Origin of the sequence: Pantoea agglomerans (assembly GCF_021397715.1) — a bacterium.
Taxonomy (GTDB): Bacteria; Pseudomonadota; Gammaproteobacteria; order Enterobacterales; family Enterobacteriaceae; genus Pantoea; species Pantoea astica.
In genome coordinates this window covers 3,720,179-3,742,275 of sequence record NZ_CP090207.1, presented here as the reverse complement: position 1 = coordinate 3,742,275, position 22,097 = coordinate 3,720,179, and the positions used below count along the sequence as shown (strand labels likewise).

Here is a 22,097-nt window from a genome sequence, read left to right as displayed (position 1 = left end):
TCGACATGCGGATGGGCGTCGAGTCTAGGCATCTGCCTGCGGGCAAACGTTGATTTGAGGCAGTGAAATTCCAATTGATCCTCGCTGGTGATGATTTTTTCATCATCGCTCAGCAGTTTTTATTGATCTCAGAGGAGGCGCGCAGAAAAGGATATGGCAATATACGTAAAATTTTCTGAAGGGAGTGAAGAGAGTGTTAGAGCGGTTACATGCCACAATTGTGAAAAAGGCGCCTGAAATCTTAGGCTTACCTGTAGCGCTAACCCCATTCCCGGTTAAGAAGTTGCTTTTGCAACAACTCCTGAACTGGCAATTTCGTCATGCTTTGGCTGAAGGTGAGTTAGACTTTCTGGAAGGACGCCTGCTCGGCATTGAGATTGCGGATGTCAATCTGCGATGGATCACCACGATGCAGGATGGCCGACTGGCGGTATTGCAGCACGCCGAAGCGGATGTCTGGTTTCGGGGCAATGCCAACGACTTATTGCTGGTGGCAGCACGCAAAGCAGATCCTGACATGCTGTTCTTTCAGCGCCGTCTGGCGATTGAAGGTGACACCGAGCTGGGACTGGAGGTGAAGAACGTAATGGATGCAATTGAACTCGACGCCATGCCCACCGCATTACGCACGGCGATTCAGCAGATGGCGACGTTCGCCGAAGCCGGAATGAAACAGGACGCGAAAGCCGCACAGGCGCGCGCGGGTGCTGTATGTTGATTCGTACCGAGATTGGCGTGGATGCCGCTGGCATCGACAGCTTACTCCGACGCTGTTTTGACCGTTCAGCCGAAGCTGAGCTGACCCAGGCGCTGCGTGAGGATGGCCTGCTGACCTTAGGCGTGGTTGCGACTGATGAAGAGGGCCAGGTGCTGGGCTATGCGGCTTTCAGTCCGGTCAGCGTGCAGGGCGAAGATCGCGGCTGGGTGGCGCTGGCACCGCTGGCGGTGGACGAAAGTCTGCGCGGTCAGGGCATCGCTAAGCAGCTGATTTATGAAGGGCTGGATACGCTGAATGAGTTTGGCTATAGCGCGGTTGTGGTGCTGGGCGATCCGGCGCTGTTTAACCGTTTCGGCTTTGAGCCTGCGGCACGCTATGGCCTGCACAGCCGCTGGCCCGGCAGCGAAGCGGCTTTTCAGGTTTATCGGCTGGCGGATAATGCTTTCGAGGATGCCGAAGGGCGCATCGACTTCGCGGAGCCGTTTAACCGTCAGCCTTAACCGGCTCACCCAGCCAGCTTTCCAGACTGACCGGCTGGCTCGCCACTAACCGCAACTTCTGCTGGCGCGTCAGTTGTTTAACCCGGTACTCCAGTCTGGAGGCGCTGGCACGATCGCCCGCCTCACAGTGAAAGACCAGATCCAGCGGGCCTTTGCCGCGCAGCGCGCGGGCACCGCGCCCACGCTGATGCTGATCCACCCGGCGCGGAACGTCGGTGGTGATACCGGTGTAAAGGCTCCCTTTCGCCGTGCGGACGATGTAGAGTTGCCAGTGCTGACTCATCGCAATCGATTCCAGAAAAACAGTGCCGGGCAGTGTAGCGCGCTTCGCCGCCTGCCGCTATCCGGTACGCAGCCAGGAGATCACCTTGTCCGACCATGCCCATCTTGTCCGCTATCTCAGAAAGCAGCACGTCCTTTCTCTCTGCTGTACCGCCGATGATGAGCTGTGGTGCGCCAACTGCTATTACGTTTTCGATGAAACACGCATGGCGTTCTGGATCATGACCGAATCGGATACCCGCCACGGGCTGCTGGTGATGAAAAACCCGCAGGTAGCTGGCACGGTTAACGGCCAGCCCAGAAGCGTGCTGCTGATTAAAGGGGTGCAGTATCGCGGCCAGATCGTGCAGTTAGAGGGCGAAGCGGAAAGCGCGGCACGCAGCGCCTATCAGCGACGATTCCCGATTGCACGCAAAGTGTCAGCCCCGTTGTGGGAGATCCAGCTGGATGAGGTGAAGATGACGGATAACGCGTTGGGCTTCGGCAAGAAGATTGCCTGGGTGCGGCAAGGATAAGCGCCCCTCTCCGGCCGGAGAAGGGCACAACAGCTTAAATCGCTTCGAGGATCCGCAGGGATTCGCGATTAAATGCGGGCAGATCGTCTGGCGTCCGGCTGGTCACCAGCTTATCGTCATCCACCACGACTTCTTTATCGTGGAAGTCAGCACCGGCATTGATCAGGTCAATAGCAATTGCTTTGACACTGGTCATCTTGCGGCCGCGCACGCCATTGGCGCTGATCAGCAGCTGTGGGCCGTGGCAGATCGCAAAGATCGGTTTGCCGCTGGCAACAAATTCTTTGGTAAAGGCGACAAAGCGATCGTCGCCGCGCAGCGCGTCGGGCGAATGACCGCCTGGCAGCAGAAGTGCGTCAAACTCGGCTGGGCTGACCTCATCAATACCGCGATCGATGGTCACTTCCGCTTCGCCCTGTTTACCTTTGACGACGTTACCCGCTTGCTTCTCGATGGTGATCACCTCAAAGCCAGCGCCTTTGTAACTTTCGGCCGGTGAGGTAAATTCTGAGTCTTCAAATTCATCGGTAATTAACACCGCAACTTTCTTGCTCATCTTTTCCTCCTTAAACGGTGGAGCGCAGGATGCGCTTTCCTCAATAACCTGTTAAGCCTGGCCGCTCACCGCCAGAACGCAAGCCGAGCCGTGTAGATCAGCTATCTTTTAACCTGTGAGCAGTGAAATAAGGATGAATCTGAGATGAATCGCGTATTACTGACTGGTGCCACCGGATTAGTCGGATCGCATCTGCTGCGCTTACTGATTGACGACCCGCGGGTGGATGAAATCATTGCGCCGACCCGACGGGCGCTGCCCGCGATGCGCAAGGTGATCAATCCGGTTGAAGCCGATCTCACCGACGTGCTTGGCCCGTTGCAGACCTCGCTGGACACGGTGTTTTGCTGTCTGGGAACGACGCGCAAACAGGCGGGCAGCAAGCAGGCCTTTATCCATGTCGATTACACGTTGGTGGTCGACAGCGGCCTGAGCGGTTTACGGCTGGGGGCAAAGCAGATGCTGGTGGTCAGCGCACACGGTGCGAACCGACACTCACCGTTTTTCTACAATCGGGTTAAAGGCGAAATGGAGAATGCGCTGCGGCATCAGGGCTGGCCGCGCCTGACGCTGGTGCGGCCTTCGTTGTTACTGGGGGATCGGGCGCAGACGCGCCCCGGAGAGAGTCTGATGGCGCCGCTGTTCAGGCTGCTGCCAGGCAACTGGCGTTCCGTGACCGCGCGCGACGTGGCGCGCTGCCTGCATCAGCAGGCCTTTACGCCGGGCGGCGACAGCGTGACCGTTATCGAGTCGGGTGATATTCCCCGGCACTCAGCGTAACTGCCAGATGCGCTGATTGCGGCTGCCGCGCCAGGGCAGAGTGAGATCTTTTTCTGCTTCAACGAAGCGGCCATCAATCAGCACGTCGAGATAATCCAGCACCTCGCGCTGCGCCGCATTGAGCTCCTGCATCCGGTAACCGGTCCAGAGCCAGATATCTTTGCCGTCGCACATCTGCCGTACCCGTTTCACCAGCCGGCGAATGTGCGGCACGTTATGCGGATGCAGCGGATCGCCGCCGCTCAGCGACAGTCCCTGACGCGGGATGCGGGTATCCTGCAAATCGGCCAGCAGCTGCTCTTCCATCGCCACGGTGAACGGCACGCCAGAGTCGAGCCGCCAGGTGCTCTGGTTGTAGCAGCCGCGACACTGATGCTCGCAGCCGGCGACAAACAGGGTACAGCGCGTGCCCGGCCCGTTAACGATATCCACATCGTAATAGCGATGGATATGCATCATCCCAGCGGACCCTCAAGATGTTTCACCCGGCGCTGCACTTCCTGCTGCTTACCGGCGTTAAACGGTCGTGCATCCGGGCTGCCGAGATAGCCACAGACTCGCCGGGTCACCGAGACGCGCGCCGGATCGTGATTGCCGCACTGCGGGCAGGTAAAGCCGCGGCTGGTGCAGGTAAATTCGCCGTTGAAACCGCACTCGTAGCACTCATCAATCGGGGTATTGGTGCCGTAATAAGGCACGCGGTCATAGCTGTAATCCCAGACATCTTCCAGCGCTTTGAGGTTGTGCTGAATGTTGGGGTACTCGCCGTAACAGATGAAACCGCCATTCGCCAGCGGCGGATAGGGCGCTTCAAAGTCAATTTTGTCGTATGGATTCACCTTCTTCTCAACGTCGAGATGGAAGCTGTTGGTGTAGTAGCCTTTGTCGGTGACGCCGGGCACCACGCCAAACTCCGCCGCATCCAGCCGGCAGAAGCGATCGCACAGGTTTTCACTCGGGGTACTGTAGAGGCTGAAGCCGTAGCCGGTCTCCTCTTTCCAGCGGTCGGTGGCGGCGCGCAGATGGGCGATAATCTCCACGCCTTTGGCGCGCAGGGCCGGGTCATCGTAGGGATGACGCTCGCCGCCGCTCAGTGCATTCAGGGTTTCATGCAGGCCGATATAGCCCAGCGACAGCGACGCCCGCCCGTTGCGGAAGATCGGTCCGACCTCATCATCGGCATTCAGCCGAACGCCGCAGGCCCCTTCCATATAGAGGATCGGCGCTACCCGCGCTTTCGTCTTCTCCAGCCGCGCCACGCGGGTCATCAGGGCCCGCTTCGCCAGCAGCAGACGTTCATCCAGCAGGGCCCAGAAGCGTGCGTCGTCACCCGCCGCCTCCAGCGCAATACGCGGCAGGTTGAGGCTGATTACGCCGATGTTGTTGCGGCCTTCGTGGATCTGCTCGCCATTCTCTTCATAGACGCCAAGGAAGCTGCGGCAGCCCATTGGGGTCTTAAACGATCCGGTGACCTGGACCACCTGATCGTAATTGAGGATGTCGGGATACATACGCTTACTGGCGCATTCCAGCGCCAGCTGCTTGATGTCGTAGTTAACATCGCCGGCGCGACGGTTGACCCCTTCACGAATACTGAACACCAGTTTCGGGAATACCGCGGTTTTACGGTTCTTGCCCAGGCCGGCCAGCCGGTTGCGCAGAATCGACTGCTGGATCAGTCGGGCCGCCCAGTCGGTGCCCAGCCCGAAGCCAAAGGTGACAAACGGCGTCTGACCGTTGGCGGTGTGCAGAGTATTGACCTCATACTCCAGCGACTGAAAGGCGTCGTAGCACTCTTTTTCGGTGCGCTGCTGCGCATACTGCTCCGCCTGCGGGATCTGCCACTCCACGGCGATGGCGTGATGGCGCTGATAACTCAGCTCAACAAAAGGTGCCAGCACCTCATCAATCCGGTTGATGGTGGTGCCGCCATAAATATGGCTGGCGACCTGGGCGATGATCTGCGCAGTCACGGCGGTCGCAGTGGCGATCGACTTAGGTGGTTCAATCTCAGCATTGCCCATTTTAAAGCCGTTGGTCAGCATCCCTTTCAGATCGATCAACATGCAGTTAAACATCGGGAAGAAGGGCGAGTAGTCGAGATCGTGGTAGTGGATCTCGCCGCGCTCATGGGCCAGCACCACGTCACGAGGCAGGATCTGCTGCTGCGCATAGTGCTTCGCCACGATCCCGGCCAGCAGATCGCGCTGGGTCGGGATCACTTTGCTGTCTTTATTGGCATTTTCATTCAGCAGGGCGGCGTTGGTCTGATCGACCAGCCCGCGAATGGCGTGATGTAACTGGCTCTGGCGATCGCGCGCAACGTCGCGATCGTGGCGATATTCGATATAGGTCCGGGCCAGCTGGGGATAAGGACCGGCCATCAGCGTCTCTTCAACGGCGCACTGGATCTCGCGGATATCCACTTCCTGGCGATCGGTCAGTTGCGCACTGACGCGTTGCGCCACCTGCTCGCACCAGGCCGCATCATCCACTGCTGCCGCGCGTGCAGCAGCAGCCACGGCCTGCTGAATCCGTTGTGCATCAAAGCCTGTGCGGCATCCGTCACGCTTAATTACTACCGTCGCCATTATCCCTCCAGAGACTATATATGGGTATTTGCAGGATTCTAGTCCCAACATGTAGTTATTGTTGTGAATTAATCGATCGGATTTTGACCTGCAACAAGGAAGGACGAGAGCGGCAGAAAAAAGCGTCGGATGTTAACTATTTCCGCCTTTAGTTCAAATTTCTTAATGGATTAACTTGCTTAACAGCGCGAAACAACTTTAATCAGGGTTTGCCCGTGATAAGTCATTGACTCTACAAGGATGCCCGCCAATGTGGTTACCCCGTTCTCTGATTGCTGGTTGTGGGGCGCTCAGCTGCCTGATGAATCTGGCGCTGGTCCCGGCCGCCCAGGCTGAAAAGCTGCCCCTGATGCCCTGGCCGCAGCGGGTTGAGCAGCCAGCCAGCGGCGGGTCGCTGACCCTGACGCCGCAGCTAACCCTGCAGATTACCGGCGATCATCTGGCCGGTGCCGAGGCGCGCTGGCTGGAGCGCATCGGCAATCAGACCGGCTGGCCGCTGCTGCCCGCCAGCCAGCCGGTGGCAAAACCGACCATCCGCATTGTGATCGCTGACGCCGTTGATCCTCTTCCGCAGCCCGACAGTGACGAGCGCTATCATCTGCAGATTGATGGCAACGGCGTGCTGCTCACCGCCCCCAGCCGGTTTGGTGCGATGCGCGGCATGGAAACGCTGTTACAGCTGATTCAGAACGGCGACCGGGGCGTCACGCTTCCTTACGTCACCATTGATGACCAGCCGCGGTTTCCATGGCGTGGCATACTGATCGACAGCGCGCGCCACTTTATGCCGATGGAGGCCCTGAAACGGCAAATTGATGGCATCGCTGCCGCCCGAATGAACGTTTTTCACTGGCACCTGACCGATGATCAGGGCTGGCGTTTTGCCTCCAGCCGCTATCCGCAGCTGCAGCAGAAAGCCAGCGACGGCCGCTATTACACCCAGCAGCAGATGCGCGACATCGTGCAGTACGCGACCGATCGCGGCGTGCGGGTGGTGCCGGAGCTGGATCTGCCAGGCCACGCCTCGGCGCTGGCGGTGGCCATGCCGGAACTGATCAGCGCGCCGGGCCCTTATCAGATGGAGCGTGGCTGGGGCGTGTTTAAACCCTTACTCGATCCCAGCAATGAGCAGGTTTATCAGGTGATCGACGATCTGGTGGGCGAACTGGCGGCGATCTTCCCCGATCCCTGGCTGCATATCGGCGGCGATGAGGTCGATCCGACCCAGTGGAATCAATCGCCGCACATTCAGCAATTTATGCGCGATCGCGGCCTGAAAGATGCCCATGCGCTACAGGCTTATTTTAATCAGCGGCTGGAGAAGATTCTGGAGAAGCATCAGCGTCAGATGATGGGCTGGGATGAGATCGCCCATCCCGATCTGCCGCGCAGCATTCTGATCCAGTCGTGGCAGGGCCAGGATGCATTGAGCGAGGTCGCCAAAGAGAACATGCGCGGCATCCTCTCGACCGGCTTCTATCTCGATCAGCCGCAGCCCGCCAGTTATCACTACCGCAACGAGGTTTTTCCGCAGGCGCTGAACGGTGAGGATCAGCTGCAGCCGGGCGAACAGGCGCAAAGCTGGGCGTTTACTCTGCCGCGCCTGAAAGGCAGTCCGGTGCAGGGCAGTTTTACGCTGATCGAGGGGCAACAGGGCTGGCGCGGCTTTATCGACTTTGCGGGCAAAGCCCGGCGGATGGTCAGCCAGATCGACTGGTTATCAACGCAACAGGTGCGTTTTCACGTCGACAGCTGGATGGGGCCATTGCAGCCGGTGGTAACGCTGCAACCGCAGATGCTCAGCGGCTATTTCCTGGTGGGAAACGTGCGCTATCCGGTCACCGGCAAATCGTTGCCGCAGGTGCCGGCCGGGATGGTGCCGGTGCTGCCGACACCGCAGCAGATGCAGCAAAATCTGCTGGGCGGTGAGGCGGCGCTGTGGGCTGAAAACATCAACAGCCAGATTATTGATACCAAACTCTGGCCGCGCGCCTTTGTGGTCGCCGAGCGATTATGGTCCGCTCAGAACGTCACCGATAGCGAGGAGATGTATCGGCGGCTGGCGGTAATAGATCGCTGGAGCAGCATCTCTGTTGGCACGCAGCAACATGCCCAGGCGGAGCGTCAGATGATGCGACTGGCGAACCGCAGCGATATCACTCCGCTGCAGGTGCTGGCCGAGGTGCTGGAACCGGCGCAGTATTACACCCGTCAGCATCTGAAGTTTCAGGCCGGTCATTATGATTATCATGAACCGTTAAACCGGCTGGCCGATGTGCTGCCTGCCGAAAGTGAGCCGGTGCGTCAGCTGGCGCAACAGGTCGCTGCGCTGATCGCCAATCGCAGTGACCCGGACGCGGCAGCGGCCCTTCGCCATCAGCTGCAGCGCTGGCAGGCTAACAGCGCGCAGGTGATGCCGGTGCTCAGGGCCAGCTATCTGCTGCAGCCGCTGGTACACAGCGCGCAACAGGTGGATGCACTGAGCCGGATGGGGATCGAACTGGTTAATGCTTATGCCCGTAATCAGGCGTTTGGGGCCAGCGAAGTGGCACAGATGCACGCCACGCTGGACGCGGCGGCTGAGGTGCAGGACGAGACGGTAATTGCGCTGGTCAGGCCGCTGGAGACGCTACTGCGCGCCTTTAAATAGCCCCATGCGGCCGGACCCGGCCGCACATTTTCAGGATGCCGGACCGCTGACCGAATGGCGACGCACCAGCGTCGGACTGAACATATGGGTCACTTCCGGCAGCGGCTGGTCGTTAGCCAGCGCCAGCGCCAGCTCAGCGGCCTGTTGCGCCATGGTGATAATCGGATAACGCACGGTGGTGAGACGCGGGCGCACGTAACGGGAGACCAGCACGTCGTCGAAGCCAATCAGCGACATCTCTTCCGGCACGCGAACACCATTATCGCTGAGCACCGCCAGCGCACCGGCGGCCATCGAATCGTTGTAACAGGCGACCGCGGTGAAGTTTTTGCCGCGTCCCAGCAGTTCAGTCATCGCCGTTTCGCCGCCCACTTCATCCGGTTCGCCCCAGGTGACCAGCCGATCGCTGCACGGCAGACCGTGCTCTTTCAGCGCATCGTAGTAGCCCTGCAACCGATCTTCGGCATCGGAGATGGTGTGGGTTGAACAGATGAAGGCGATATTCTGATGGCCCTGCTGGATCAGGTGACGGGTTGCCAGCCATGCGCCGTAGCGATCGTCGAGTGCGATACAGCGCTTCTCGAAGCCTTTAATCAGCCGGTTAAGCAGCACCATGCCCGGCACCTGCTTCATTAACTGCTCCAGTTCAGCATCCGGGATTTTCTTGGCGTGCACCACCAGCGCCGCGCAGCGGTGACGCATCAGCTGCTCGATCGCCTGCCGCTCTTTTTGCTCATTGTGGTAACCGTTACCAATCAGCAAAAAGTTGCCGGTTTTACCTGCCACTTCATCGACCGCTTTGACCATCGCGCCAAAAAACGGGTCAGACACGTCGCCGACAATCAGCCCGAGCGTTTCGGTCGATTGTTGCGCCAGTGCGCGCGCATTGGCGTTTGGGTGATACTGAAGTTGCTCCATCGCCTGGCTAACCGCCTGGCGTGAGCTGTCGCTGGCCTTGGGAGAATTATTGATTACACGGGAGACTGTGGCGACAGAAACGCCAGCCAGTCGGGCAACATCCTTTATGGTAGCCATGCGTTTACCTGCTTCCGGGGAAAACGTTTACACATCGCATCAGTGTTACGGAAAAGGGCCGCCACATCAAGCCAGCAGAATGTCAGCGACGTCGCAAAAGGCGGCAAAATCAGGCTCTCCGCCACGTCTTCTGTCAGGACCGCACGGCATGGTATGCTGATTATTCCTCACTCTCTGCCGTGAAAAACAACGATGAAAACCAAAGTGCCACATCTGGCGCACTGGGGCGCCTTCACCGCCGTCACTGAAAACGATCGCCTGATCGGGTGCGAACCCTTTTTTGCCGATGCCGATCCCTCGCCGATGATCAACACCATTCCTGAACTGGTCTACTCCGATAAACGCATTCGCCAGCCGATGGTGCGTCGCTCGTGGCTGAAGTCCCGAGAGAACAGCGATCGCACGCTGCGCGGCCGGGAAGATTTTGTTGCCGTTGACTGGGAAACCGCGCTCGATCTGGTGGCGGAAGAGAACCGCCGCATCCGCGAACGTTACGGTGCCTCGGGCATTTTCAACGGCTCGTACGGCTGGTCATCCGCCGGACGAGTGAACCACGCCCGCACCCTGATTCGCCGCTTCTATTTTCAGGGCGGCGGCGGCGTCGATCAGCAGGGCAACTACAGCTGGGGCGCAGCGCAATTTTTCCTGCCCTATGTGATTGGCACCTATATGCCACTGACCGGTCGCGTTACCGACTGGCCGGAAGTGGTGGAACACGCGGAAATTTTTGTCGCCTTTGGCGGACTGGCGCTGAAGAACGCCCAGGTCGCCTCGGGCGGTGCCGGGCAGCACAGCCTGAAACCGGCGCTGGAGCAGCTGGCAGCTAAAGGCACGCCGGTGATCAATATCAGCCCGATGCGCGACGACTGCCCGGCGTTCGTTAACGCCGAGTGGATACCGATTCGCCCGAATACTGACGTGGCGCTGATGCTGGCGCTGGGCTATGAGATCACCCAGCGCGGCGCGGTGGACGAGGCCTTTCTCGCCAGCCACTGCACCGGCTGGCCGCAGCTGCGCGCTTATCTGCTGGGCGAAACCGACGGCGTGGCGAAAACCGCCGGCTGGGCCAGCCGCATCACCGGCATCCCGGCTGACCGCATCGTGCAACTGGCGCAGCAGCTGATCGGCAAACGCAGCTTTATCACCTGTTCCTATTCGGTTCAGCGCGCCCATCGCGGCGAGCAGCCTTACTGTATGATGATCGCGCTGTCATCGATGCTGGGTCAGCCCGGTCTGCCGGGCGCGGGCTTCTCTTTTGGTCACGGGTCGATGAACAGCGTCGGCAATCCGCGCCAGGAGGGACCGGCACCGATGATGAGTACCGGTCCTAATCCATCGGGCCTGTCGATTCCGGTGGCGCGTATCAGCGATATGCTGCTCAATCCCGGTCAGCCCTACAGCTTCCAGGGCGAGACGCTGCACTATCCTGACATTCATATGGTGCACTGGGCGGGCGGCAATCCGTTCCACCATCATCAGCAGCTCAACCGGCTGGTGGCGGGCTGGCAGCGGCCTGACACCGTGGTGGTGCAGGATATTGTCTGGACGCCGGCGGCGCAGATGGCCGATATCGTGCTGCCCGCCACCACTACGCTGGAGCGCAACGACATTGGCGGATCGTCACGCGACCGCTTTGTACTGGCGATGCATCAGGCGATCAAACCGCAGCATCAGGCGCGCAATGATTTCGATATCTTTGCCGATCTGGCGGAGCGGCTTGGCTACCGCGACACCTTCACCGAAGGGCGCAACGAGATGCAGTGGATTGCGCATCTCTACCAGCAGTGTGCCGTGGCGCACCAGCGCAAAGGCATCGACTTCCCGGAGTTTGAGGCGTTCTGGCAGCGCGGCTTTGTGGAGATCCCGCAGGGCGGCAAACCTTACGTCTTTATGGATGCGTTCCGCGCCGATCCGCAGGCCAACCCGATCAACACCGCCAGCGGCAAAATCGAGCTGTTCAGCCAGACGATTGCCGACTACCAGCTTGATGATTTTGCCGGTCATCCGGAGTGGCGCGAACCGCAGGAGTGGCTGGGTGCGCCGATCGGCCGCGACTATCCGCTGCACATGATCTCGATCCAGCCCTCGGACCGGCTGCACAGCCAGCTCGATGCTACCGAAACGGTGCAGGGCAATAAAACCGCCGGTCATGAGACGCTCTATATGCATCCGCTGGATGCGGCGGCGCGCGGTATCGTGGACGGTGACGAGATTGAGGTCAGTAACGCACGCGGCGTGATACTGGCGGGCGTGCGCCTGACCGATGGACTGACGCAGGGCGTGGTGATTATCGCCACCGGCGCCTGGTTTGATCCCGGTTTTGGTCAGGCGTGGCAGCCCTGGGATCGCGCGGGCAACCCCAACGTGCTGACGCTGGATATTGGCACTTCGTCACTGACTCAGGGACCTAACGCCATGAGTTGCCTGGTGGAAATCAAAAAACATCAGGATTGCAAAATAGCGTAAGGATCTCATGGCTGGTTACACTTTGCCGGTAACTGTTGCGTTTGTGCGATAGCAGCCGATTAAGCCCGCTTGCTACAGTCAGGGTCCCAGAGGTATTGATGGGTGAACATCAATAGATTTTCTTGATTACACCAACCTGCGCAGATGCGCAGGTTTTTTTTGCCCGCCATTCAGCGGCCGATAACGAACTGATACACAGTTTTCCTGTTAACCGGTCAGCGCTTTCTTTATAACTGCTCAATTAAGCCCTCTTTTATCTCTTTAGCGCAGCGGATTGCCATGCCCCGGATTAAAAAACTACTGGGAAAAGACCAGATCAAAGCCCCGTTTAACCCTTTTCGCTTCCGTCTTATCTGCCTTGGTGTGCTGGCCTGCATGGTGGTGCTGCTGGCGCGCGTTGCGGATCTGCAGTTTCTTAACCAGCCGATGCTGGAACACGAAGCCGATCAGCGTTCGCTGCGTACCGTCACGCTGCCCACCAGCCGCGGCACCTTACTGGATCGTAACGGCGAAGCGCTGGCGCTCAGCGTACCGTCGCGCGATGTGATCGCCGATCCGCTCCGGGTGCTGGAGAGCAACCCCGACTTTACCAGTGCTAAATGGGCCTATCTCGCCGCCGCGCTGAATACCCGTCCGGAGCAACTCGCTGCGCAGATCACCGCCAATCCGAAACGTCGCTTTCTCTATCTGGGACGTAAAATCGAACTGGGTATCGCCAAAGATATTAAAGAGCTGAAGCTGAAAGGCATCAGTGAGGTCTACGACGACAGCCGTTTCTACCCGATGAGTGAGGCCTCTGCGCCGCTGATTGGTATCGTCGGCGCGGATAATGTCGGCCTTAACGGGCTGGAGAAGGGCTTTGACAAGGTGTTACAGGGCGAGCCGGGCAAAGAGGTTTATCGCCAGGACGCTGCGGGCAACATCATCGCGATGATTAACTATCAGCCGCCAACGCAGCCGCCGACGGTGCAGCTCAGTATCGACAAATTCGATCAATACACGCTCTACAGCAAACTGCGCGATGGCGTGCTGCTGAACAAGGCGGACTCGGGCGCGGCGGTGCTGGTGAAGATTGATACCGGCGAAATTCTGGCGATGGCCTCCTATCCGTCGTTCAACCCCAACAACTATGAAGGGGCCACCCCCGCGCAGATGCGTAACTCTGCCATCAATGACAGCTACGAACCGGGCTCGACCGTTAAGCCGTTAGTGGTGATGGAAGCGCTGGAGCGCCACCTGGTGCGCCCGGACTCGGTGATCGACACCACGCCTTACAGCGTTAACGGTCACCTGATCCGCGACGTGGGACACTGGCCGCGCCTGACGATGACCGGCATTCTGCAAAAATCGAGCGACATCGGGGTATCACACCTCGCGCTGGCGATGCCCGCCGAAGCGCTGGTAAACACCTATCATGCGTTCGGCCTGGGCAAACCCACCGGCTTAGGGCTGACCGGCGAAAGCGTCGGTTATTTCCCGCTGCATCGCACCCGCTGGGCCGATATCGAGCGCGCCACCTTCTCCTTTGGCTATGGTCTGCGCGTCACGCCGCTGCAGATTGCCCGCGAATACGCCACGCTCGGCTCTTACGGCATCTACCGTCCGCTGTCGATCACCCGGGTCACGCCACCGGTGATGGGACGGCAGGTGGCGAATCCGGAAACGGTGAAAGAGGTGGTACACATGCTGGAGAGTGATGTGTTACCGGGCGGGACCGGGTTGAAAGCCGCGGTGCCGGGCTACCGTCTGGCGACCAAAACCGGTACCGCCGAAAAGATGGGTAACAGCGGCAAATATGATGGCGGCTACGTCAACTATACGGCCGGCATCGCGCCCGCCAGTCATCCGGAAGTGGCGCTGGTGGTGATGATTAACCATCCGACCGCCGGCGATCACTTCGGTGGCTCGGTGGCCGCGCCGGTATTTGGCAACATCATGGGACCGGTGCTGAAGCATATGAACATTGCGCCGGATGCGATTTACAGCGCGGTAGCGGCTAATAAGTAAGATAAATCCGAATGAAATCAGAGTGTAAGGAAGGTGTGAGAATTATTCACACCTCGTTGCACTTCCCCGAATTCGGTTGCGTTTTCCCTCTGTTGCTGCGGCACGAAACAGTGCGAGGATAGAGGTCCCAGAGGTATTGATGGGTGTGAAAACAACACCGCTTCGGCAGTGATTACCCTGTTATTGCACCAACCCACGCAGATGCGTGGGTTTTTTTTTGCCTGTACCGGGCAGAGCGCACCGGCCGCATTTTTCCCGCCAGCGCGTGCCGTCAACATCATCATTGTTCTTAACGAAACCCTTACCCTTTGCCGATAGAAAGGCGCGTAACATTTCACCGATAATGCCCGCCGTGAGGCCCCGGCGGGCGGTTTTCATGCTGGCAGATTTGCCGCCGCGCCATCAGCCACTGCCGGTAACTCACTTCATATTCCGCATCCTCCGGGATGGTCTTTTTCTGTTTATCTGAAGAGTTCGATGATGACTCACCACTTACGCTCTGGGCGTTCCGGCTGGCTGAAATGGCTGCTTTTATTGATTGTGGCGGCGATTATCGCTGGCGTGGCCTGGCGTCTGTTGCCGATGGGTAAAGCACCGGGCGGAGCGATGCCACCAGGCGGGGCGATGATGCCACCGGGTGGGCGCGGTGCGCCCGGCAGGATGGGCGACGGCGCGACGCTGGTACACAGCGGTGTGGCGACCCGCGCCGATGTGCCGGTCTGGCTGAATGCGCTGGGCACGGTGATCCCCAACGCCAGCGTAACGGTCACCAGCCGGGTCGATGGTCAACTGCAGCAGGTCTTCTTCACTGAAGGCCAGCAGGTCAGCGCCGGTCAGCTGCTGGCGCAGATCGATCCGCGCAGCTACCAGGCGACGCTGAATCAGGTTCAGGGCGAACTCAACCAGAACCAGGCGCTGCTGAAAAGCGCCGAACTGACGCTGGCACGCTACCGCAAGCTGGCGGCGCAGGATTCGCTGTCGCGTCAGGATCTGGATAGCCAGATCGCCACGGTAGGGCAGTATCGCGGCGCAGTGGCCGCCGATCAGGCGCAGATCGCCAGCGCCAGGCTGAGCATCGAATATGCGCGCATTACCGCGCCGATCAGCGGTCGGGTTGGCCTGCGTCAGGTCGATCCCGGCAACATGGTGCAGGCCTCCAGCAGCACTGGCCTGGTAACCATCACCCAGATGCAGCCCGCCGCGGTCACCTTCAGCGTGCCGCAGAGCGAAATCCCGACGCTGGTGAGCGCCCTGCATCAGGGCCAGAGCCTGCCCGCCACCCTGTTTGATCAGGATAACCAGCAGGTTCTTGGCAGCGGCGAGGTGAAATACATCAGCAACCAGATCGATACCGCCACCGGCAGCGTCGAACTGAAAGCGATTTTCGCCAACCAGGATGAGTCGCTGTTTGCCAACCAGTTCGTCAACCTGCGGCTGCAAACCCGGGTGCTGAAAGGGGTGACGGTGATCCCGGCCCAGGCGCTGCAGTTAAGCAGTGACGGCAGCTTTGTCTTTGTTATCAATCAGGACAAGAGCGTCACGCGTAAACCGGTCACCACCGGTCCGGTGGTTGACGACGATCATCAGGCGGTCCTCAGCGGCGTCGCGCCGGGCGATCGGCTGGTTACCGAAGGCATCGATCGGCTGACCAACGGCAGCAAGGTCGCGCTGGCGGATGAGACGCCCGCACCGGCAAGCGCTGAGGCCAAATGAATCCGTCACGGCTGTTTATTCTGCGTCCGGTCGCCACCATCCTGCTGATGGTCGGCGTGCTGATTGCCGGCATTTTTGCCTATAAATTTCTCTCGACCTCGGCGCTGCCGCAGGTTGATTATCCGACCATTCAGGTCACCACGCTCTATCCCGGCGCCAGCCCGGATGTGATGGCGTCGTCAGTGACCGCGCCGCTGGAACGGCAGCTGGGCCAGATGGCCGGGCTGAGTCAGATGACCTCCGCCAGCGCCAGCGGCTCGTCGGTGATTACGCTGAAATTCAGCCTCGAACTGTCGCTGGACGTCGCCGAGCAGGAGGTGCAGGCCGCGATCAACGCCGCAGACAGCCTGCTGCCTGACGATCTGCCCAATCCGCCGACCTATAAAAAGGTCAATCCGGCGGACAGCGCGGTGATTACGCTGGCGGCCACTTCCGATACGCTGCCGCTGACCCAGGTGCAGGATCTGGTGAATACCCGGGTGGCGCTCAAGCTGTCGCAGATTTCCGGCGTCGGGATGGTGACGCTGGCGGGCGGACATCAGCCGGCGATTCGGGTACAGATCAACCCTAAGGCGCTTGCTGCCCATAATCTGACGCTGGAAGCGGTCAATACGCTGATTGGCAACAGCAACGTCAACGGCTCTAAAGGCGGCTTTGACGGCAAATATCATTCGGTGACCATCGATGCCAACGATCAGCTGCGCACCGCCGCGGAGTACGGCAACCTGATCCTCAGCTATGAGAAGGGCGCGGCGCTGCGACTCAGGGATATCGCCCACATTGAGCAGGGCCCGGAAAACAGTTTCCAGTCGGCGTGGGCCAACAACCAGCCGGCGATTGTGATCAACGTGCAGCGCCAGCCCGGCGCCAACGTGATTCAGGTAGTGGACAACATCAAGGCGCAGCTGCCGGTGCTGCAGGCGGCGCTGCCGGATGGCGTGAAGATGACCATCCTCTCCGATCGCACCCAGACTATTCGCGCCTCGATCAGTGACGTGCAGTTTGAACTGATGCTGTCGATTGCGCTGGTGGTGATGGTGACCTTCCTGTTCCTGCGTAACGTGGCGGCGACGCTGATCCCCAGTGTGGCGGTGCCGCTGTCGCTGATTGGCACCTTTGGCGTGATGTATCTGGCGGGCTTCAGCCTCAATAACCTGTCGCTGATGGCGCTGACCATCGCCACCGGTTTTGTCATCGACGACGCGATTGTGGTGGTCGAGAACATCTCCCGGCGGCTGGAGCAGGGCGAAACCCCGCTGGAAGCGGCGCTGAAAGGATCACAGCAGATTGGTTTTACCATCATCTCGCTGACCTTTTCGCTGATTGCGGTGCTGATCCCGCTGCTGTTCATGGGCGACGTGGTGGGGCGGCTGTTCCGTGAGTTTGCTATCACCCTGGCGGTAGCGATTCTGGTATCGATGGTGGTGTCGCTGACCCTGACGCCGATGCTGTGCGCTTATCTGCTGCGTCACATTCCGCCAGAACGGCAATCCACCTTTGCCCGCAAAGGCGGCGCGCTGTTCGATCGCCTGATTGGCGGCTATGACCGGCTGCTGACGGTGGTGCTGAACCACCAGAAACTGACGCTGCTGGTGGCGCTGGCGACGGTAGCCCTGACCGCGCTGCTCTATCTGGTGGTGCCGAAGGGCTTCTTCCCGACTCAGGATACCGGCCTGATTCAGGGTGTCACCGTCGCGTCGCAGGATGTTTCCTTCAGCACCATGGCGACCCGGCAGCAGGCGCTGTCGGCGCTGATCATGAAAAATCCGGCGGTAGAGAGCGTCTCCTCGACCATCGGCATTGACGGTACCAACAGCAGCCTCAACAGTGGCCGCCTGCAGATCAACCTCAAGCCGTTTGCCTCGCGTGACGTCAGGGCGGACGAAGTGATTAAGCAACTGCAGCAGGCCACCGCTGGCGTAACCGGCATTCAGCTCTATCTGCAACCGGCGCAGGATCTGACCGTTAACGATCAGGTCTCACCGAGCCAGTATCAGTTCACCCTTGACGACGCCGACAGCGAGAACCTGGTAAAATGGTCGCCTGCGCTGGTAGCGGCCCTGCAGCAGCGGCCGGAGTTCAACGGCGTGGTGAGCAACCTGCAGGATCAGGGGCGCGTCGCCTACGTGGAGCTGAACCGCGACAAGGCCGCCCGCTACGGCATCACGGCGGCGGATATGGATACCGCGCTCTACAACGCTTTCGGTCAGCGGCTGGTGTCGACCATCTTCACCCAGTCGAATCAGTATCGGGTGGTGCTGGAAGTGGCACCAGCCTGGCAGCAGGGGCCGGCGTCGTTTGATGATCTCTGGCTGCAACCCTCTGACAGCACGGAGAGCAGCACCTCCACCTCCAGCAGCACGACAACCGCAACGACCAGCACCTCAACCAGCAGCAGCACGGCCAGCAGCGGGATGGTAAAACTGACCTCGATTGCCACCATCCACCTGCGCACCGGTTCACTGATGCACATGCGGCTGAACCAGTTTCCGGCAGTGATGATCTCCTTCAACCTCAATCCCGGCTATTCGCTGGAGCAGGGACAGCAGGCGATCGCGGCGGTGCAGCAGCAGCTTGCTCTGCCGCAGAGCATTACCCTGCGCTATCAGGGTGAAACCTCCGCGTTCCAGAGCGCCACCAGCAACACCCTGTGGCTGATTCTGGCGGCGCTGATCACCATGTATGTGGTGCTCGGCATTCTGTATGAAAGTTTTATTCACCCGGTCACTATCCTCTCGACGCTGCCGTCGGCGGCAGTCGGGGCGCTGCTGACGCTGCTGCTGGCGGGCACCGAGTTCAGCCTGATTGCGCTGATCGGCGTCATCCTGCTGATCGGCATCGTCAAGAAGAACGCCATTATGATGATTGACTTCGCGCTGGAGGCGGAGCATCAGCAGCACCTCAGCCCGCGTGAGGCGATCCACCAGGCCTGTCTGCTGCGCTTCCGGCCGATTCTGATGACCACTATGGCGGCGCTGCTCGGTGCGCTGCCGCTGATGCTGGCGTCCGGCTCCGGCGCAGAGTTGCGTCAGCCGCTGGGGCTGGTGATTGTCGGCGGGCTGATTGTCAGCCAGGTGCTGACGCTGTTCTCCACGCCGGTGATCTACCTGTGGTTTGATGGGCTGGCGCAGCGCGGTAATCGCTGGGTGAAACGCCGTCAGCAGCAGGCGCGGAGCGGACAATGAATCTGACCCGGCTGTTTATCTTTCGTCCGGTGGCGACGCTGCTGCTGACGCTGGCGATTCTGCTGCTCGGTATACTCGGCTATCGGCTGCTGCCGGTCGCGCCGCTGCCGCAGGTCGATTTCCCGACCATCATGGTCAGCGCCAGCCTGGCAGGCGCCAGCCCGGAAACCATGGCGGCGACCGTCGCCACGCCGCTGGAGCGTTCACTTGGGCAGATTGCCGGTATCACTGAGATGACCTCCAGCAGCTCGCAGGGCTCCAGCAGCATCATTCTGCAGTTTGAGCTGGACCGCGATATCAACGGCGCGGCGCGTGACGTGCAGGCGGCGATCAACGCGGCGCGCAGCCTGCTGCCGAGCGCGATGGCGTCGCTGCCCACCTACCGTAAAGCCAACCCGTCAGACGCGCCGATCGTGATGCTGGCGCTGACTTCCGCCACCCGCACGCCCGGCGAGCTCTACGATCTGGCCGAGAGCAAAATCGAACAGGCGATGGGACAGGTCAACGGCGTCGGCGAAGTCTCACTGATGGGCAGCGCCTTACCGGCGGTACGGATCGATCTGCAACCGCTGAAGCTGACCCATTACGGCATCTCGCTGGATACGGTGCGCAGCGCGGTGGCCAACAGCACCACCAATCTGCCCAAAGGGATCTTACAGGGCAGCGGGCAGTCATGGCTGGTCGACAGCAACGGCCAGCTGGAGAAGGCGGCCAGCTACCGCGATCTGATCGTCAGCTATCAGCAGGGCAAAGCGGTGCGGCTGCATGATGTCGCCACGGTCTATGACTCGGTGGAAGATCGCTATCAGGCCGGTTTTCTCAATGCCACGCCTTCGGTGATGATCGGCATCAAGCGCCAGGCGGGCGCCAATATGCTCGACACCATCGACGCCATTAAAGCGCAGCTACCGCAGCTGGAAAAAGATCTGCCAGCGGATACCCGGTTACAGATCGTGGTAGACCGCTCGCCTGGCGTGCGCGCCTCGCTGTATGACACCGAAGAGACGCTGCTGATCGCGGTACTGCTGGTGATTGCGGTGGTGTTTGTTTTCCTGCGTAATCTGCAGGCGGTGATCATTCCGGCGCTGGCACTGCCGGTGTCGCTGATCGGCACCTGCGCGGTGATGTATCTGCTCGGCTACAGCCTGGATAACCTGTCGCTGATGGCGCTGATTATCGCCACCGGCTTCGTGGTTGATGATGCGATTGTGGTGCTGGAGAACATTACCCGCCACATTGAGCGCGGGCTGAGTCCGCTGCGGGCGGCGCTGCGCGGGGCGCAGGAGGTCAGTTTCACCGTGCTGTCGATGACCGTGTCGCTGATCGCGGTGTTTATTCCGATCCTGCTGATGGGCAGCATCGTCGGGCGGCTGTTCCGCGAATTCGCGGTGACGCTCACCGTCTCGCTGCTGATTTCGCTGTTTGTCTCTCTCAGCCTGACGCCGATGCTCTGTGCGCGGCTGTTGAAACCGAAACCGCCGGTCAGGCAGCGGCCGCACCCGCTCTACCAGGCAATTGAGAACCTGCTGAATCGGCTGCTGGCGGCCTATTCGCGCGGGCTGGAGTGGGTGATGCGCCATCAGAAACTCACGCTGCTCAGCCTGCTGCTGACGGTGCTGCTCAACCTGTTTCTCTATTCGGTGGTGCAGAAGGGCTTCTTCCCGAATCAGGATACCGGGCTGCTGATGGGTGCGTTACGCGCTGACCAGAACATCTCATTCCAGGCGATGAAGCCAAAGATGCTGATGTTCACCAAAATCATCGAGTCCGATCCGGCAGTAGAGAGCGTGATGTCGTCGATGGGCAGCGGGATGTTCGGCGCACGCAACAGCGCCAACTTCTTTGTCCGGCTGAAAGATTTCGATCAGCGTGACGCCACCGCTACCGAAGTGGCCAACCGGCTGAGCCGCAAAACCAGCCAGATCCCCGGCGCGCAGATGTTCCTGATGGCGGCGCAGGATTTGCACATAGGCGGACGCAGCGCCAATGCCACCTACCAGTACAGCTTACAGGCTGACGATCTCGATCTGCTGCGCAGCTGGACGCCGAAAGTGCAGGCGGCGCTGGCAGCGATCCCGCAGCTCAACAGCGTCGACTCCGATTCACAGACCGGTGGCCAGGAAGTTGAGCTGACCATCGATCGTGACCGCGCTACCCGGCTTGGGGTCAACGTGCAGATGCTGGATACCTTGCTGAATAACGCCTTCAGCCAGCGGCAGATCGCCACGCTTTATCACACCCTGAATCAGTATCACGTGGTGATGTCGTTGCAGGATAGCGACACCGCCAATCCGTCGATGCTGCAACAGCTGTATGTGATTAACGACAGCGGCGATCGGGTTCCGCTGTCGGCCTTTACCCGCTTCAGCGGCGGCAACGCGCCGCTGGCCGTCACCCATCAGGGCCAGTCCGCCACCAGCACCGTGGCGTTTAACCTCAATGATGGCGTCTCGCTGGAGCAGGCGCAGGTCCTGATCAAGCAGGCGATGGCGAAGCTGGGCCTGCCCGCCACCATCCAGGCCGGTTTTGCCGGGACGGCGGCGGCCTTTTCTCAGCTCACCGCCACGATGCCGTGGCTGATTCTGGCGGCGCTGGCGGCGGTCTATATCGTGCTCGGCGTACTGTATGAGAGCTATATCCATCCGCTGACCATTCTGTCGACGCTGCCGTCGGCGGGCGTCGGTGCGCTGCTACTGCTGCTGCTGACCAACACCCAGCTGACGGTGATCGCGCTGATTGGCATCATCCTGCTGATCGGCATTGTGAAAAAGAACGCCATCATGATGATCGACTTCGCCATCAGCGCCGAAAGAGAGCAGGGCATGACGCCGCAACAGGCGATTACCCAGGCCTGCCTGATGCGCTTCCGGCCGATCATGATGACCACGCTGGCGGCCTTTTTTGGTGCGCTTCCATTGGCGCTGGGCAGCGGCGGCGATGCCGATCTGCGCAGTCCGCTCGGTATCGCCATCGCGGGTGGTCTGGCGCTCAGCCAGCTGCTGACCCTGTTCACCACCCCGGTTATTTATCTGTGGCTCGATCGTCTGAGCCGTGCCACTCAACGTCAATGGCGTCGACTGCGCCATGCGGAATCCTGAT

Annotated in this window: 15 protein-coding genes; 10 read left to right on the top strand and 5 right to left on the bottom strand. The window is 60.1% G+C overall.

Annotated features, from left to right (window positions below):
• Nucleotides 1-193 precede the first annotated feature (193 nt).
• Nucleotides 194-718: a ubiquinone anaerobic biosynthesis accessory factor UbiT gene (gene ubiT, locus LZU96_RS17820; protein ID WP_233985449.1), complete on the top strand. Its 525-nt coding sequence runs from the start codon at nt 194-196 to the stop codon at nt 716-718.
• A complete protein-coding gene (locus LZU96_RS17815) occupies nt 712-1,218 on the top strand; it encodes a GNAT family N-acetyltransferase (RefSeq protein WP_233985448.1) in 507 nt (168 codons plus the stop codon). Before ubiT ends, LZU96_RS17815 begins: the two co-directional genes overlap by 7 nt.
• Here LZU96_RS17815 and LZU96_RS17810 read toward each other — a convergent pair.
• Nucleotides 1,202-1,501 (bottom strand): GIY-YIG nuclease family protein, encoded by a 300-nt coding sequence (locus LZU96_RS17810; RefSeq protein WP_233985447.1) that lies wholly within the window; start codon nt 1,499-1,501, stop codon nt 1,202-1,204. The two genes, LZU96_RS17815 and LZU96_RS17810, sit on opposite strands and share 17 nt — an antisense overlap.
• A gap of 85 nt (nt 1,502-1,586) precedes the next feature.
• Between LZU96_RS17810 and LZU96_RS17805 the strand changes: the two genes are divergently transcribed.
• Nucleotides 1,587-2,015 (top strand): YhbP family protein, encoded by a 429-nt coding sequence (locus tag LZU96_RS17805; RefSeq protein ID WP_233988227.1) that lies wholly within the window; start codon nt 1,587-1,589, stop codon nt 2,013-2,015.
• 34 nt (nt 2,016-2,049) lie between these two features.
• On the opposite strand, the gene LZU96_RS17800 is transcribed toward LZU96_RS17805, so the two are convergent.
• Entirely contained in the window at nt 2,050-2,571 is a 522-nt protein-coding gene (locus LZU96_RS17800) for a type 1 glutamine amidotransferase domain-containing protein (RefSeq protein WP_233985446.1), read from the bottom strand.
• A 144-nt stretch (nt 2,572-2,715) separates the two neighbouring features.
• Here LZU96_RS17800 and LZU96_RS17795 point away from each other — a divergent pair, with 144 nt between their 5' ends.
• Nucleotides 2,716-3,351, top strand: a complete 636-nt coding sequence (locus LZU96_RS17795) for an NAD-dependent epimerase/dehydratase family protein (protein WP_233985445.1) — start codon at nt 2,716-2,718, stop codon at nt 3,349-3,351.
• On the opposite strand, the gene nrdG is transcribed toward LZU96_RS17795, so the two are convergent.
• Both nrdG and nrdD read right to left on the bottom strand, forming a co-directional pair.
• Nucleotides 3,343-3,810 carry an anaerobic ribonucleoside-triphosphate reductase-activating protein gene (gene nrdG / locus LZU96_RS17790; RefSeq protein WP_233985444.1) on the bottom strand — a complete coding sequence of 156 codons (468 nt, stop codon included), beginning with the start codon at nt 3,808-3,810 and terminating at the stop codon, nt 3,343-3,345. The two genes, LZU96_RS17795 and nrdG, sit on opposite strands and share 9 nt — an antisense overlap.
• Nucleotides 3,807-5,942, bottom strand: a complete 2,136-nt coding sequence (gene nrdD / locus LZU96_RS17785) for an anaerobic ribonucleoside-triphosphate reductase (protein WP_233985443.1) — start codon at nt 5,940-5,942, stop codon at nt 3,807-3,809. The genes nrdG and nrdD overlap by 4 nt, the downstream gene beginning before the upstream one ends.
• A gap of 250 nt (nt 5,943-6,192) precedes the next feature.
• Between nrdD and LZU96_RS17780 the strand changes: the two genes are divergently transcribed.
• Nucleotides 6,193-8,592: a beta-N-acetylhexosaminidase gene (locus tag LZU96_RS17780; protein ID WP_233985442.1), complete on the top strand. Its 2,400-nt coding sequence runs from the start codon at nt 6,193-6,195 to the stop codon at nt 8,590-8,592.
• 30 nt (nt 8,593-8,622) lie between these two features.
• On the opposite strand, the gene galR is transcribed toward LZU96_RS17780, so the two are convergent.
• Nucleotides 8,623-9,627 (bottom strand): HTH-type transcriptional regulator GalR, encoded by a 1,005-nt coding sequence (gene galR, locus LZU96_RS17775; RefSeq protein WP_233985441.1) that lies wholly within the window; start codon nt 9,625-9,627, stop codon nt 8,623-8,625.
• Between the two features lie 192 nt (nt 9,628-9,819).
• Here galR and LZU96_RS17770 point away from each other — a divergent pair, with 192 nt between their 5' ends.
• The 5 genes from LZU96_RS17770 (at nt 9,820) to LZU96_RS17750 (ending at nt 22,096) form a co-directional block, all read left to right on the top strand.
• Nucleotides 9,820-12,093, top strand: coding sequence for a molybdopterin guanine dinucleotide-containing S/N-oxide reductase (locus tag LZU96_RS17770; RefSeq protein ID WP_233985440.1), 2,274 nt, complete (start codon nt 9,820-9,822; stop codon nt 12,091-12,093).
• Nucleotides 12,094-12,372: 279 nt separating this feature from the next.
• Nucleotides 12,373-14,100, top strand: a complete 1,728-nt coding sequence (locus LZU96_RS17765; protein ID WP_233985439.1) for a penicillin-binding transpeptidase domain-containing protein — start codon at nt 12,373-12,375, stop codon at nt 14,098-14,100.
• A gap of 477 nt (nt 14,101-14,577) precedes the next feature.
• Nucleotides 14,578-15,813: an efflux RND transporter periplasmic adaptor subunit gene (locus tag LZU96_RS17760; protein WP_233985438.1), complete on the top strand. Its 1,236-nt coding sequence runs from the start codon at nt 14,578-14,580 to the stop codon at nt 15,811-15,813.
• Nucleotides 15,810-18,998, top strand: coding sequence for an efflux RND transporter permease subunit (locus tag LZU96_RS17755; protein ID WP_233985437.1), 3,189 nt, complete (start codon nt 15,810-15,812; stop codon nt 18,996-18,998). The genes LZU96_RS17760 and LZU96_RS17755 overlap by 4 nt, the downstream gene beginning before the upstream one ends.
• The gene (locus tag LZU96_RS17750; RefSeq protein ID WP_233985436.1) at nt 18,995-22,096 is read left to right on the top strand and encodes a multidrug efflux RND transporter permease subunit; all 3,102 of its coding nucleotides are present in this window, start codon (nt 18,995-18,997) and stop codon (nt 22,094-22,096) included. Before LZU96_RS17755 ends, LZU96_RS17750 begins: the two co-directional genes overlap by 4 nt.
• The last annotated feature ends 1 nt before the right edge of the window (nt 22,097 follow it).